General features: G+C 40.2%; 15 protein-coding genes and 3 tRNA genes. 7 read left to right on the top strand and 11 right to left on the bottom strand.

Translation table 11 applies throughout. The features are described 5' to 3' along the window. A partial coding sequence (locus tag AACX68_RS07250) for a tail fiber assembly protein (protein ID WP_228858658.1) occupies nt 1–256 on the top strand: 256 nt, incomplete at its 5' end. A gap of 273 nt (nt 257–529) precedes the next feature. Here AACX68_RS07250 and AACX68_RS07245 read toward each other — a convergent pair. From AACX68_RS07245 to AACX68_RS07200, 10 genes are all read right to left on the bottom strand, one after another. After that, nucleotides 530–616: transfer RNA gene (locus AACX68_RS07245), tRNA-Leu, on the bottom strand. A 6-nt stretch (nt 617–622) separates the two neighbouring features. Next, nucleotides 623–696: transfer RNA gene (locus AACX68_RS07240), tRNA-Cys, on the bottom strand. A 4-nt stretch (nt 697–700) separates the two neighbouring features. Beyond that, nucleotides 701–776, bottom strand: a tRNA-Gly gene (locus AACX68_RS07235). Between the two features lie 142 nt (nt 777–918). Next, nucleotides 919–1,467 carry a CDP-diacylglycerol--glycerol-3-phosphate 3-phosphatidyltransferase gene (pgsA, locus tag AACX68_RS07230; RefSeq protein ID WP_228858657.1) on the bottom strand — a complete coding sequence of 183 codons (549 nt, stop codon included), beginning with the start codon at nt 1,465–1,467 and terminating at the stop codon, nt 919–921. A 56-nt stretch (nt 1,468–1,523) separates the two neighbouring features. Next, entirely contained in the window at nt 1,524–3,356 is a 1,833-nt protein-coding gene (uvrC, locus tag AACX68_RS07225) for an excinuclease ABC subunit UvrC (RefSeq protein ID WP_228858656.1), read from the bottom strand. A gap of 46 nt (nt 3,357–3,402) precedes the next feature. Further along, nucleotides 3,403–4,044 (bottom strand): UvrY/SirA/GacA family response regulator transcription factor, encoded by a 642-nt coding sequence (uvrY, locus tag AACX68_RS07220; RefSeq protein ID WP_228858655.1) that lies wholly within the window; start codon nt 4,042–4,044, stop codon nt 3,403–3,405. A 324-nt stretch (nt 4,045–4,368) separates the two neighbouring features. Beyond that, complete coding sequence (locus AACX68_RS07215) at nt 4,369–4,770, bottom strand: GFA family protein (RefSeq protein WP_228858654.1); 402 nt, start codon at nt 4,768–4,770, stop codon at nt 4,369–4,371. A 134-nt stretch (nt 4,771–4,904) separates the two neighbouring features. Then, nucleotides 4,905–5,279 carry a hypothetical protein gene (locus AACX68_RS07210; RefSeq protein ID WP_228858653.1) on the bottom strand — a complete coding sequence of 125 codons (375 nt, stop codon included), beginning with the start codon at nt 5,277–5,279 and terminating at the stop codon, nt 4,905–4,907. A gap of 122 nt (nt 5,280–5,401) precedes the next feature. Further along, nucleotides 5,402–6,175: a thioesterase II family protein gene (locus tag AACX68_RS07205; RefSeq protein ID WP_228858652.1), complete on the bottom strand. Its 774-nt coding sequence runs from the start codon at nt 6,173–6,175 to the stop codon at nt 5,402–5,404. A gap of 193 nt (nt 6,176–6,368) precedes the next feature. After that, nucleotides 6,369–6,977, bottom strand: a complete 609-nt coding sequence (locus AACX68_RS07200; protein WP_228858651.1) for a histidine phosphatase family protein — start codon at nt 6,975–6,977, stop codon at nt 6,369–6,371. A gap of 445 nt (nt 6,978–7,422) precedes the next feature. On the opposite strand from AACX68_RS07200, the gene adiA reads away from it, so the two are divergent. The 5 genes from adiA (at nt 7,423) to AACX68_RS07175 (ending at nt 12,849) form a co-directional block, all read left to right on the top strand. After that, nucleotides 7,423–9,705 (top strand): arginine decarboxylase, encoded by a 2,283-nt coding sequence (gene adiA / locus AACX68_RS07195; protein ID WP_228858650.1) that lies wholly within the window; start codon nt 7,423–7,425, stop codon nt 9,703–9,705. A gap of 3 nt (nt 9,706–9,708) precedes the next feature. After that, nucleotides 9,709–11,037: an arginine/agmatine antiporter gene (gene adiC / locus AACX68_RS07190; protein WP_228858649.1), complete on the top strand. Its 1,329-nt coding sequence runs from the start codon at nt 9,709–9,711 to the stop codon at nt 11,035–11,037. Between the two features lie 270 nt (nt 11,038–11,307). After that, nucleotides 11,308–11,736 (top strand): universal stress protein, encoded by a 429-nt coding sequence (locus AACX68_RS07185; RefSeq protein ID WP_228858648.1) that lies wholly within the window; start codon nt 11,308–11,310, stop codon nt 11,734–11,736. A gap of 172 nt (nt 11,737–11,908) precedes the next feature. Beyond that, nucleotides 11,909–12,346, top strand: a complete 438-nt coding sequence (locus AACX68_RS07180) for a universal stress protein (RefSeq protein WP_099111437.1) — start codon at nt 11,909–11,911, stop codon at nt 12,344–12,346. A 113-nt stretch (nt 12,347–12,459) separates the two neighbouring features. Then, the gene (locus AACX68_RS07175) at nt 12,460–12,849 is read left to right on the top strand and encodes a nuclear transport factor 2 family protein (protein ID WP_228858647.1); all 390 of its coding nucleotides are present in this window, start codon (nt 12,460–12,462) and stop codon (nt 12,847–12,849) included. A gap of 141 nt (nt 12,850–12,990) precedes the next feature. Here AACX68_RS07175 and AACX68_RS07170 read toward each other — a convergent pair whose 3' ends face one another. Beyond that, entirely contained in the window at nt 12,991–13,179 is a 189-nt protein-coding gene (locus tag AACX68_RS07170; RefSeq protein ID WP_228858646.1) for a hypothetical protein, read from the bottom strand. Between the two features lie 269 nt (nt 13,180–13,448). Here AACX68_RS07170 and AACX68_RS07165 point away from each other — a divergent pair, with 269 nt between their 5' ends. Then, on the top strand, nt 13,449–14,453 hold the full coding sequence (locus tag AACX68_RS07165) for an endonuclease (RefSeq protein WP_255705369.1): 1,005 nt from the start codon (nt 13,449–13,451) through the stop codon (nt 14,451–14,453). Nucleotides 14,454–14,788 lie beyond the last annotated feature (335 nt).

Here is a 14,788-nt window from a genome sequence, read left to right as displayed (position 1 = left end):
ATGGCACGGTAAACGCTGGGTAACAGATATTGCATCCCAACGCGCATATGAAGTACAACAGGCAGAACAGGAAAAACGCTACTTGCTCAATATAGCCAAAGAAAAAATCGACATCTGGCAAGACGCCGTTGACCTTGAGATGGCGACGAAAGAAGAGAAAGCCGCACTGCTCAAATGGAAAAAATACCGTGTCCTGCTCAACCGGGTGGATTGTTCCACTGCCCCCGATATCGTCTGGCCTGAACAGCCGGAGTGATGGAAAGGATTTCTTTGATTTAATGGCAGCGCTGCCAATACGCGCAAATGCGATAGATGATTCTAGATGAATAGGGGAAATATATAAGTAGATATGCGTTTTCAAAGAGTTGAGTTATTGAAACGAGAACGGAGGTCTTAAATCGGAGGTCAACAAATATAGTGAAAACATATAGTGAACGAATAGTGAAACACGTTTTTTGAAAAGAAAAAAGCCACCTTGCGGTGGCCTTTTTTATTCCCGAACTCACTGTTTTATCAGTGGTTTTTAATTTGGTGCCCAGGGCGGGACTTGAACCCGCACAGCCTTACAGCCGAGGGATTTTAAATCCCTTGTGTCTACCGATTTCACCACCTGGGCTAAATTTGGAGGCGCGTCCCGGAGTCGAACCGAGGTTGACGGATTTGCAATCCGCTGCATGGCCACTCTGCCAACGCGCCTTTTTGGAGCGGGAAACGAGACTCGAACTCGCGACCCCAACCTTGGCAAGGTTGTGCTCTACCAACTGAGCTATTCCCGCCTTTTCAAACCGCTTGATTTACTTAACTTATTTCGTAAACCTCATGTGCCGTTCGATGCGTTGCATTCTACTTATTTCCCGAAATGAGTCAACACAATTATTTATAAAACTCGTTCGTTCGATGGTTTTTGCATCATTCGGATCAACTTTCGCGCAAATCAGCCCATGCGGCGCTCAAATATTGAAACATTGACCAGAATGTCAGGATTGTCGCAGCGTATAATAAGATGAAACCACCGATTTCAAGTTCAGCATTTGGACGCCATAGTAAAGCAACCAATGCTGCCATTTGTGCCGTTGTCTTTACTTTACCCATCCATGAGACAGCTACACTGCTACGTTTTCCTAATTCCGCCATCCATTCCCGAAGGGATGAGATGATAATCTCTCGCGCAATCATGGTTGCTGTCGGTAATGTTATCCACCAAGTATGATAATGCTCTGCCACTAGTACTAATGCAGTGCCTACCATGACTTTATCTGCAACAGGATCCAGAAATGCGCCAAAGCGTGTTGTCTGTTTCCATAAACGGGCAAGGAAGCCATCAAACCAATCTGTCGCCGCAGCGATCACAAAGATGATGGCACATAACATCGGCGCCCATTGGAAAGGCAGGTAAAAAGCCAAAACAAAGAATGGGATTAAGGCAATACGAAATAGAGTAAGCCATGTTGGAATATTTAATTGCATAATGCTTAGTAACTATCTGGCCAAGTGAAGTTTATCGGTATGGTGCATCAAGAATCTTAGTGTTTCAACGCATTATAAATTTTTTCTGCCAGTGAATAAGAGATAGACGGTACTTTTGCGATCTCTTCAACACTTGCATTACGTAAAGGTTGTAACCCTCCCATATATTTTAACAGCATTTGCCGACGTTTTGGTCCGATTCCTTCGATAGATTCCAGTGTACTGGTCTTTTTTGCTTTTTCCCTACGCTGGCGATGACCTGTAATTGCGTGATTGTGAGACTCATCACGTATATGTTGAATGACATGTAAAGCAGGTGAGTCAGGAGGAAGGGCTATTCCTTCATCTTCTATAGAGAAAAATAGCGTTTCCAGCCCGGCTTTGCGGTCACTGCCTTTGGCTACACCAATAAGTTTAGGATGCCCTTTATCCCATTCAACGTCTAACGAGTGAAAGACTTCTATTGCCTGCTTTAACTGACCTTTACCACCATCAATAAAGATGATGTCCGGGATTTTCGCTGAATCAATAGCTTTACTGTATCGACGGCGTAATACCTGATTCATTGCAGCATAGTCATCTCCTGCTGTGATTCCGCTTATGTTATAGCGCCGATACTCCGAGCGTAAAGGGCCATTACTGTCGAATACAACACAGGATGCAACTGTCTGGTCTCCCATAGTATGGCTGATGTCGAAGCATTCCATCCGGCGGATTTTTCCGATACCTGCAAATTCAGCAAGGGCTGTCAGACGCTGATGAATTGTTGATTGCTGGGAAAGTTTGGTTGTTAATGCAGTAGCAGCATTGGTGCGTGCCAGTTTGAGGTAACGAGCCCTGTCGCCTCTGGGGCGGGGCTGGATATGTACTTTTCTGCCGGATAATTCAGAAAGAGAGTCTTCCAGCAACGCTTTTTCCGGTAGTGAGAAGTCCAGTAAGATTGCGGTTGGTAATGTCCTGTTCTGGCTACCCTGAAGATAAAATTGCCCGAGGAAAGTCTGTACGACTTCATCTAATTTGGTATCTGTCGGAATTTTAGGATAGTAACTCCGGCTCCCAAGAATTTTACCTTGCCGGATAAATAGAACATGAACGCATGCCATGCCTGCTTCAAAGGCAACACTGATAGCATCCAAATCATCTCCTTCGCCGGAGACAGATTGTCGTTCTGTGACTTGTCGTACAGCCTGAATCTGGTCGCGGTAGCGTGCTGCATCTTCAAAGTGAAGCTGTTTGCTTGCGTTTTCCATTCTTTTAACGAGTTCAGACAGTACCTGTTGATCTTTACCAGACAGAAATAAACGAACGTATTCTACTTGTTGCTGATACTCTTCATCTGTGACAAATCCTTCGACGCACGGAGCAAGGCAGCGACCAATCTGGTATTGCAGGCAAGGCCTGGAACGATTGCGATATACGCTATTTTCACACTGACGAATGGGAAATAATTTTTGCAGAAGTGCTAATGCGTCACGTACTGCATGGGAGTTTGGGAATGGACCAAAGTATTCTCCCTTAGCGTGTTTGGCTCCGCGATATAGAGTCAGGCGGGGATGGGTATCACCACTTAAGAAAATATAAGGATAAGATTTATCGTCCCGGAGCAATACGTTATAGCGAGGCTGGTAAAGCTTGATGTAGTTATGTTCAAGCAACAGAGCTTCTGTTTCTGTATGGGTGATAGTGACATCAATCTGAGCGATATTTTTCACCAAAGATTCTGTTTTTCGGCTGCTAACCTGCACCCTAAAATAGCTGGAAAGCCGTTTTTTTAAATCCTTAGCTTTGCCGACATAAATCACAGTCCCGGTTGCATCATACATCCTATAAACACCGGGTTGGCTGGTTACTGTTTTTAAAAATGTTTTTGAATCAAATTGCTCTGCCACGATTTACCACCCATCACCGACTCATTTTATCATCCACTATGATTTATCATATTGGGGCATCAAGTAAACCACAGCGTATTGCTATATGGGTTAATTCTACATCACCCTTGATATTTAATTTGTTGAACATTCTATAGCGATAGCTATTAACGGTTTTCGGACTCAGGTTAAGAAGTGTTGATATTTCATTCACTTTCTTGCCCTGAGTAATCATTGTCATGATCTGCAATTCTCGTTCAGAGAGATCATCCAATGGGTTCTCTTTTTGTGGAGATAGCTGATCGAGGGCCATTTGTTGGGCGATATCAGGAGAAATGTAGCGTTGCCCGGCATAAACACTCCGGATAGCGTTGATCATATCCTGAGGTGTGGCAGCTTTACTTAAATAACCCCTGACACCGGCCTGCATAACTTTTGTGGGCAGAGAGCTTTCGGTATGGATGGTCAACATAATGATCCGGGTATCAGGTGAATAGCGAATTATTTTTTTCGCAGCTTCAAGGCCTCCTATACCGGGCATTCCCATATCCATCATAACAACATCTGTGCTATTGGATCTGCACCATTTAATAGCATCTTCTCCGCTTCCAGCCTCACCTATAACTTTAATTCCCCGTACATCATCAAGTATGCCTTTCACGCCAATGCGAACCAGTTCGTGATCATCAACTAACAAAACATTAATCAAACAACTTCTCCACCAACGTAACACCTACTTTCGATTTTCAAGTCTCCCACTGTTTTCCAAATTGCAACATGATTGCCATCGCATGAAATCCAACGGGTATAAAACATTTTGCCTAATAAGGACAACATTATACTGGTATTAGCAAGAAACAGAAAGAAATTGTTACATATCAACAAAATAAATATAGAAATAATTATTTACACGAGATTTGTTTGCGATGAAAACTATTTATACTGATTTCAGCAGGGAAGAGGAAATATGAATTTTACGTGAGTATTGAAGTTGATAATTATTATGAGGGGGAGTTTCCCCTCATAATGCTAATTAACTAAATAAGTTAAGAATATCTTGTTTAGTTAGCATTGGTGTTTTTTCAACAAAATTGTAATAGCTGGGCTTGCTATCGATAAATATTTGATTAGATAATTTTCCAGAATCACTATTTTCAAATAGGGCTACTGGGACATAATAAGTACTGGGATGATGCAGGTGATAAAAAAGATGAGTTCCACATTTTTTACAGAAAGCGCGTTCTGCCCATTCTGAAGAGGGGTAAGTTGCAATGTTTTCATCTCCTGTTATCTGTAAATTATTTTTACACTCTACAGAGAGAAATGGTCCCCCTCCCCAATTCTGGCATGTTTTACAGTGGCATGCATTGATAGTATCAATAGGATCATTGGTTTTTACTTCTACTGCACCACACAAACAGCGACCTTTATTCATTGTATTACCTATGTGTTTTAGATAAACGTGAGTAATAAAATTCTATATCAAATACAGTTGTTGTTTAATTATTTATTTTGTTGAATATGCCATATTTATCACAATTATTGATATTAAATCATAAAGAGAAAACGTTAAGGTTTAGTTTCCTTTTCTTTATTATCGCTTTCATCACCATCATCAATATGCCAATTGTGAAGAATACGGTGAACGAATGGCGTCACTACTAATCCAACGGCAATAAAAAAGATAGCCTGTAGAAATAACCCATAAATAGCAGCGAAATATTTCCCCAGTGTGCTGGTTGGTTGTATATGCAGGGTCTGTGTGCCAATCATTGAAACAGAATTTAACAGTGCATCAGGAATTGCATGGCTTTCAATGAGGAAAAAACCTAATACACCGGGAATAATGCCAATTAAAAAAATAGCTAGCGCATGTAAAAGGAAACGAAGTATTCGCAGGAGAAAACGATCCAGACTAATTAATTTATCAGTAAATTTTTCCATGCCGGGGCCTCCACCAATAAATTTTTATAATTGTACGTTGGTTTTTATTTTTATCAATATTAATTTACGGGCTACATAGATAATGTGAAGCCCGTAATTTTTGTATCGTTTTAATTACCTGATCAGGTTTTAAATGGTCGTTTGGATATTTTGGAATGAATTATCTTTGTTAGAGCATCAATAACCAAATCGTGATTATCATCAATAAAGAAATGACGACCCTGAAACAAAATAACATTTTTATCCTGTTCGAATAAATCAAACCAGGAATAAAGTTCATGCTCAGCTACCAGCGGGTCATCTGTTCCGCCAAATACTGTCAAGGGGCAAGCGAAAGATTCTGTTCCAATATAGTAATACTCTTCGGAGATCTTAAAATCTGCTTTTATGGCAGGTAAAATCAGCGAGAGTAACTCTTCATTCTCAAGAATTTGCTGATTTACGCGGCCGAAATCCTTCAATGCAATTGCAAATTCTTTGTCGCTTAACGAACTTATTGGTTTGCGAATGGCAGAAACCTGTGGCCCTCTGCTGCCGGAAGCAATAAATTCAATGGGTAATGGCAATGATTCCGCAGCGATTTTTCTTAACAGTTCAAAAGCTACCCGGCTTCCTAAGCTATGCCCTAAAAATATATATGGCTTATCCAACAGTGGTTTGATGTTGGTATATATATCCTCAACCAGGTTTTGCATATTGTCATAAGGTTTTTCTTTGAACCTAGCCCCTTTACCCGGAGGCTGGCTGACTAAAAACTCAACATTTTCTGTGATTTTTCTGGCGAAAGGAACAAAAGTTGAGTTGCTACCTCCCGCATAAGGGAAGCAAAATATTCTGATTTCTGGGTTAAAAACCTGACTGAGGTTAATAAAGTATGGTGAGTATTCGTTGTGCACAATAGAATCCCATTGTTATTTTTTAGATACCTTAAAATAAAGGATTTTCATTATTTCTGTATTTTCATTAACAGAAAGCTACTGTCTTTGGAACATACTATCGAATATTAAAATACAATGCTTTTAGGGTTTTTTGTTATAGTCCTGAGGTTTTATGAAACAGGGTAGCGAAGATTCTTCTACGATTATGTTTTTATTTTAATAAATGCGTTGCAACACCCCAGCGAACCACATGAATTCTCTCATTTTTAACATCAATAACAGAGTAACTACAATTTTGGTGACTATATCGTGTTGTTTCCTCTTGTAAATTACCGCCTTTTAGTTGCCATAACAGGGATTGCAGAGTACGGCCATGTGTAACCAAGCATATCGTAGCATTACTATTATTTGTTGCCAGATTTTGTATGTAACTGATGGCTCTTTGTGCTACTTCAATTGTAGATTCGCCTTCAGGTATAGTTACCGTTGGATCTCCGGCAAAAAGCCGTGATGTAATGTCGGGATAATGATAATCGGCCTGTTCAAAGGGCAATCCCTCTAATATCCCAAAATTTTGCTCACATAAATTTTCATTAATTTCCATCCTGCAACCGAAATAATCTGCTACAACCTGACCTGTCGTACAGGCCCGACCGGAAGAAGATGAAATCACTTTGCTGATGGGAAAATCTTTTATTGCTGATAATAATGAATTTATCTGTCGGAAACCATTTTCAGTCACAGGGCTATCAAGACGTCCCTGAAGAATTCTTTCTATATTCCATTGAGTTTCTGCATGCCGTATTGCAATGATGCGCATTATTTCTTCCTTACATTCAATATCACTAAATTTATCTATAAATAAAATGAATTAATACTGCAACAAATTAGGAAAATAACTAATTTCATATAGGTCTTAAAAAATAAATATTAAAAGATTTTTGTTTATATTTACACTGTTTATATTATTAATGGTGATTAATTGGATGGAATTTGCTGAATTGCACTATAAAAAATAGCCACTATATTTAATCAAAGTAATTTTAAACTCAAAAGCTTATATGCTCACAAATAGTTATCTGATGTGATTAAATCATCAATATTGATGTTACGGCTCATACAGCACTGTGAAAAAATTGACGCAATACCATAAGTGATAACAGCCGTTTAATTTTCCTGATTGTGTCAACCATCCTATGGGGAATCGCCAGAGAATATTAAGTCTATTTTTTATTTCGTGTAAAGATAGAATAAGGAAAAATGTCATGAAGGTATTGATAGCAAAAAATGAGGTGGGTACAAAGCATCATAGTCATTATATTGAAAACGCAATACATCGCTTGGCAGATAAATTAATTGAACGGGATGTTGAAGTTGTTATTGCGGACTCTTTTGATGATAGCTATACGATAATTGCTGCTAATGAACCCATTGATTGCTTAATGGTCAGTTGTGCATTGATGGATGACGATTTATATCAGCAGATCCAAAAATTACTGAATAAGCTATTTGAGCGTCAGGAAGATGTACCGGTATTTTTATTAAGTGATCGGGAAAAGGCGGTCTTTTTACTGGATCATGCGATGTTGGAACAATTAACTGAATTCGCATGGATACTTGAAGATTCCTCAGATTTTATTACGGGCAGGGCTATTGCCGCGATGCACCGTTATCGTCAGCAATTATTGCCGCCATTAATGTCAGCTTTGATGAATTACAGAAAAATCTATGAATATTCATGGGCGGCACCCGGGCATCAGGGAGGAGTAGGGTTTAATAAAACGCCTGTTGGTCGTATTTACCATGATTATTATGGAGAAAATCTTTTTCGCTCTGATATGGGAATTGAACGATCTTCTTTGGGATCATTGCTGGATCACACCGGAGCGTTCGGCGAGAGTGAAAGAAATACAGCCAGAGTGTTTGGTGCCGATCATTCGTATTCTGTTGTAGTCGGAACATCAGGTTCTAACCGAACTATTATGCAGGCCTGTATGACAGAAGATGATATTGTTATTATTGACCGTAATTGTCATAAATCCATTGAGCAGGGGCTGATCCTGACAGGCGCAAAGCCGGTTTATATGCTACCGAGCCGCAATCGATACGGTATTATCGGCCCGATTTATCCGCAGGAAATGGAGACAAAAACACTCCAGAAAAAGCTGAAACAGAACCCGCTGACCAAAGATATGGTGAAGAAAAAACCTGTCTATACTGTGGTGACAAACTGTACTTATGATGGTGTTTGCTATAACGCCAAACATGTACAAAACCTGCTGGATAAAAGCGTTGATAGAATTCATTTTGATGAAGCATGGTATGGTTATGCCCGTTTTAATCCTATCTATCATGATCATTATGCCATGCGGGGTGACCCCAAAACACATAAAGGGCCAACCGTTTTTGCTACACATTCATCCCATAAGCTCTTGAATGCACTATCACAGGCCTCTTTTATCCATGTGCGTGATGGTCGTAATCCGATAGGTTTTTCAAGATTTAACCAAGCCTATATGATGCATGCGACAACGTCACCTCTGTATGCGATCTGTGCTTCAAATGATATTGCTACCTCAATGATGGATGGCAACAGTGGTTATTCGCTTACTCAGGAAGTTATTGAAGAAGCGGTCGATTTTCGTCAGGCATTAGCGCGTTTGTATCGGGATTTCAGTAAAAAAGGTGACTGGTTCTTTAAACCGTGGAATCAGGAGCAAGTGACAGATCCTGCCACAGGCAAGAAAATGCTTTTTGCAGATGCTCCACGGGATTTGCTGACCACAAAACAGAGCTGCTGGACGATGAACCCTGGTGACAGTTGGCACGGGTTTGAAGATTTGCCGAATGACTGGAGTATGCTTGATCCCATTAAAGTCAGCATCCTCACTCCGGGTATGGGAGACAACGGTAATTTATTGAAACAGGGGGTGCCGGCAGCACTGGTGACAGCATGGTTAAGCCAGCATGGTATAGTGCCGACGCGTACCACAGATTTCCAGATCATGTTCCTGTTTTCAATGGGAATTACCAAAGGGAAATGGGGCACATTACTTAATACCCTGCTTTCATTTAAACATCATTATGATGCTAATACGCCTTTGAGTAAGGTATTTCCTGATTTAGTCCACGATTATCCGGATGTCTATAGCACATCAGGAGTAAGAGATTTGGGCGACAAAATGTTCGCTTATTTACACAAAAATAACCCGGGTGAGAAACTGAATCAGGCATACGCGATGCTGCCTGAAGTTGACATGATACCCAGGGCAGCCTATCAGGCGATTGTGACCAATGATGTGGAATTGGTCGCGCTCGATAAACTTCCTCATCGTATTGCTGCGAACTCAATTATTCCTTATCCACCCGGTATTCCTATGTTGATGTCAGGGGAAAACTTCGGTGATAAAAACAGTCCGCAGATTAGCTATCTGCATGCATTGCAAAAATGGGATCATGAATTTCCCGGCTTTGAGCATGAAACGGAAGGGACGGAAATCATTAATGGTATCTACCACGTTATGTGCGTAAAGCGTAAGGGAAAATAAATTATGGCTACAGTTGCGGAATCAACAAAAGTGGGTTTGATCCCCGTTACATTAATGGTAGCGGGAAATATCATGGGATCGGGCGTTTTTCTGCTACCGGCGAGTCTGGCGGCAACAGGAGGAATAGCGATTCTTGGATGGCTGGTTACTATCATTGGTGCCGTCGGGTTATCCATTGTCTATGCCAAAATCTCTTCGCTGGATGATAGTCCGGGCGGTTCTTATGCTTATGCGAGGAGGGCTTTCGGGCCATTTTTAGGTTATCAGACTAACGTCCTTTACTGGCTGGCCTGCTGGATTGGCAATATTGCGATGGTTGTGATTGGAGTAGGCTATATCAGCTACTTTTTCCCCATTCTGAAAGATCCGGTTATTTCAACATTTACCTGTATAGCAATACTGTGGATATTTGTTTTCCTGAATATTATTGGCCCTCATGTTATTACCCGGGTTCAGGCGGTCGCGACAACGCTGGCCCTAATCCCGATTGTCGCTGTTGCTGTATTTGGCTGGTTCTGGTTCAACGGCTCAACCTATATGGATGCCTGGAACGTCAGCGGCATGGATACGTTTAGCGCCATTCAAAGTACTTTAAACGTAACGTTATGGTCTTTTATCGGTGTTGAAAGTGCCTCAGTTGCTGCGGGTGTCGTTAAAAATCCCAAACGAAATGTACCGATTGCCACGATTGGTGGCGTATTAATTGCTGCTGTGTGTTATGTCTTATCCAGTAGTGTGATTATGGGAATGATCCCGAATGCGAGTCTGGTTATTTCATCTTCGCCATTTGGTGATGCTGCCCGTCTGGCGCTGGGGGATACAGCCGGCGCAATCGTGGCATTCTGTGCAGCAGCAGGTTGTCTGGGGTCTCTGGGGGGATGGACATTGCTTGCCGGTCAGACGGCAAAAGCCGCAGCTGATGATGGCTTATTTCCTAAAGTCTTTGCCAAAGTGAACAAAGCCGGAACCCCGGTAGTAGGTCTGTTGATACTGGGTGTTTTAATGACTGTTGTCCAATTCAGCAGTATTTCTCCTAATGCGGCAAAAGAGTTCAGTCTGGTTTCATCTGTTTCAGTGATTTTTACCCTGATACCTTATCTGTATACCTGTGCTGCGTTATTGTTACTTGGTCACGGCCATTTTGGTCAGGAAAAAGGGCGTTATATTGCGATTACATTTATCGCCTTTGTTTACTGTATCTGGGCTGTAGTGGGTACAGGTGCAAAAGAAGTCGTCTGGACGCTGGTGGCTATGATGGTCATCACAGCCATGTACACCTTTAACTACAATACGAAACACCCGGCTCCTTTTCCGTTAGAGAAAAAAGATTAACCTAATTTATATTTAAAAAGGTGCTGCATATCAGCACCTTTTTTGTTTTATTTTTTAGGCTAAACTGATTTCGTTAATACAATATATTGCAGGCCGGGGGATATAGAACCCAATACATATTGAAATCCACTGAATATAACTATTTGTTTATTAGTCTGGTTTAACCCTAAGTTGTTGAGTTGTTAGACAACTCACAGTAAGTAGTACCGGATCTTAATATACTCGTAGAATCAGCTAATTTAGGTAGTTGAGTTAATAGGAGCGTGCATTATGTACAGAACTATTTTATTACCGGTAGATATCTCTGAGGATGAACTGACAAGCAAAGCTGTTCACTGCGCGCTTAACATAGCCAGAGAAACAGGTGCTAAATTACATATTTTACATGTATTACCCATTTCATCCGCGATTATTAATGCTTACGCATTAGGCTATATGGAAATTAAAGATAAAGCGACTATTACTGCTGAGAAGGATCTGGGTAAGCTGGTTGCTTCCATTGATCTACCTGCTGAGCGTATTAGTTACTCTATTGCTTTTGGTTCACCAAGAGATGAAATCACTGCCATGGCCGATGAGCTGGGCGCTGATCTTATTGTGATTGGTTCAAGGCGGCCGAATATTACCACTCATTTACTGGGGTCCAACTCTGCGGCAGTCGTCAGATATGCGAAGACGTCCGTATTGGTTGTGAGGTAGTTATCTGAATTAACTGTTGCAGCTTAGCGGCTATTAGTGGTTTTTGTTGTGGTTTCACTAATTGTAAAAACGTAATGGTATAGCGGCTATACCCCACGCATTTCAAGATGCAGCCAGAAAAAAGCTACGGCTTGGAAAACGATGGGAAATATTCGATTACAGGGGAGTAAATATGTATAAAACGATTTTGGTTCCAATAGATATTGCTGAAGATCACCTGACTGACAATGCACTCAAGCATGCGGAGTTTTTGGCAAAAATTTCTGATGCAAAGGTTCATCTGTTTCACTCGGTGCCTGATATTTCGAGATTTTCTGTAAGCTATAGCTATCATTATGATTTACTGAGCGCCTTTGCGAAAAAAGCCATTGCAAATTCCGAAGAGGAACTCAAGAAAGTTGTAGAAAAAATCAACTTGCCGAAGGATAAAGTATCGTTTTCCGTCGCCTTTGGTTCACCAAGAGATAAAGTGCTCTCTACTGCCCGTGAAATCGGGGCTGATTTGATCATTGTCGGTTCACGCAGGCCTGATATTTCAACTCATCTACTGGGTTCTAATGCATCGGGGATCGTGGGGTACGCGAATATTTCCGTATTAGTTGTTCGTTAAGCTAAGTTGTACCAATGTTTATTTATTAACCCCGTCAGATATTTTTATCTGGCGGGGTTAATAGTTAATGGCAATAAATATTATTTTTTCTTATGTTTATAGAAGGGTATACTATGTCTTATTCTACTGTTGTAGTAAGTGCTTTAAAATATATGCTTGAAACAGATAATGTTACTACTTCAGATATTGAAAGCTATTTTTCTCATGATTATATTCAGGTAGCCAATGGCAATGAGCTTCTCTTCAATGATTTCGTTTCACATATTAATGTATTAAAAGAAACTTTAATAAGTACGAATATTAATATCTTATCCGTAGCGGAAAATGGGAATAATGTTCATACTCATCATCGAGTCAAGGTAGTTAAAAAAGATGGAACTCATGCGGAATTTGAAGTATTTGCCAGGTTCCTGCTTAGCGAAGGCAAAATTACCCACTGCTATGAACTGACCAGAAAGATCATCGGTGATGAACAGGATGATGATTTGGGGTTTAGGAAATAATATCAGTTATTATCACTTTAATATTGCTTAACTTTTATTATGTCAATTTTAAGTATTAATTAATCTTAACAGATTAGCAATAAAGGGAGCCATTAATTCGACGATGGTTCCCTTTGCTTATTTTTCAGACATGTAATGTAGTCATTGTTCATCAGAAAATGAATTTAAAGTAATATCTAACTGATTTTTACCTGCGATGATAACCTGAATTTGTAAGTTGTTTTCTGAAGTATTAATTGTGTTAATTGTAACTTCTTCATTTCCTGAATATTTTTTCACAACATCCAGTAGCTCGTGTTCAAGCTGTTCAATTTTAGCGTTAATTGTCATTTATAGTATTAAATATTCTAAAGTTGATTTAATTTTACCCAAATAAATTGAGTGTAATAGCTTAATAAACAAGGTATTTGAGCCTTTAAAGTTGTAATAAATTAACTTATTCGATGAATTAAGTGATATTAGTTTTGACAAACTAAAATAACAAGCCGGTCCCGTAATAAAAATTAAACAAGATTCAAAACATAAAAAATGTGTCATTTATTTGTCTATTCAGGCAGGATAACAGATTGGTATTATACAACAAGTAAATAGGTATTATTTTGAGCAATAATATTCGCCTTTGGGCAAATTATCTTTTATTTTTTGGGTTTATTGTATCTTTTAACGCATGGAGTGCTCCGGCCAACTTTGAACAGGCTAAAGTCGAATCACGAAAATATGTTTATGCGGGGCTGGAAAAGTCAGGTGTTGGTACTTTGTATTGTGGCTGTGACTGGCAATGGGTTGGTAAAAGTGGCGGACGCGTTGACTTGCCTTCATGTAACTATCATGTAAGGTCGCAGCAGAACCGAGCTGAACGCATCGAGTGGGAGCATATTGTACCAGCATGGGTATTCGGTCATCAGAGACAATGCTGGCAGAATGGCGGGAGAAAAAACTGCGTTGATAGTGACCCTGCATTTCGTGTAATAGAATCGGATCTGCATAATCTGGCCCCTTCTATTGGCGAAGTAAATGGGGATCGCAGCAATTTAGGATATGGAATGGCTGCCAAAAATCTGCCCAATATGTATGGCGCCTGTAGTAGTAAAGTTGATTTTAAATCACGTTTGTTTGAACCGCGTGACAAAGTGAAAGGCATGGTTGCCAGAGTCTATTTCTATATGCACGACCGTTATAACCTGACAATGTCGCGTCAGCAGCAGCAGTTAATGATGGCCTGGGATCGGCAATATCCTGTGGAAGCCTGGGAGCGGGAAAGAGATAATCGTATCGCCCGGATTATGGGGCATCACAATCCATTCGTTACTGGAAGCAAAAAGTGGCAGTTAGGGCATAAAAATTCAGGTCAGGGGATTACCGGGCAAACTGATAGCCGAAATGTAAATACTGCACGGTCAGTATCTGAACCGGTTTCAGTGACTAAATCAACAGCTAAACCCGCCGCAAATGAAGCCATTAAAGGTAATAAAAATAGCATGATATATCATCTTTCTCAGTGCTCAGGGTATAAAACCACTTCAGATAAGAATGCGGTTTATTTTCGTTCAGAATCTGAAGCTCAGAAAGCCGGGTATCATTTAGCCGCTAATTGTAAAAAATAATTAACATTGGCTGAGTTGTTATTTTATGTTTTTATTGCTTTGTGATTTATTAGTCAAAAGTTAAAAAATGTTTCAGTGAAATTTAAATTGTTACCTTGTCATAAATAAAAAATTGTCATTATACTGACATCATAGTCCGCTAAATTTAGTCTGGTTACGTTACGGTAAAGCGGATATGCGAGGAATGCCGATGACAGATACTGAAACAATTACAATTCAGTCAGGAAGTGAACCGGTGATGAAGACCGAACTGCCAACAGAAAGGCGGTTGTCTCATCACCGGTTTTTTTATGGGTCTTAATGAGCTGAAAAGGGAGCTCACTTCTATTCAATAT

It is taken from the genome of Xenorhabdus sp. PB61.4, from assembly GCF_963894935.1.
In the GTDB taxonomy this organism is placed as follows: domain Bacteria; phylum Pseudomonadota; class Gammaproteobacteria; order Enterobacterales; family Enterobacteriaceae; genus Xenorhabdus; species Xenorhabdus stockiae.
The sequence above is the reverse complement of the archived record's forward strand: the minus strand, read 5'-3'. Positions and strand labels throughout refer to the sequence as shown.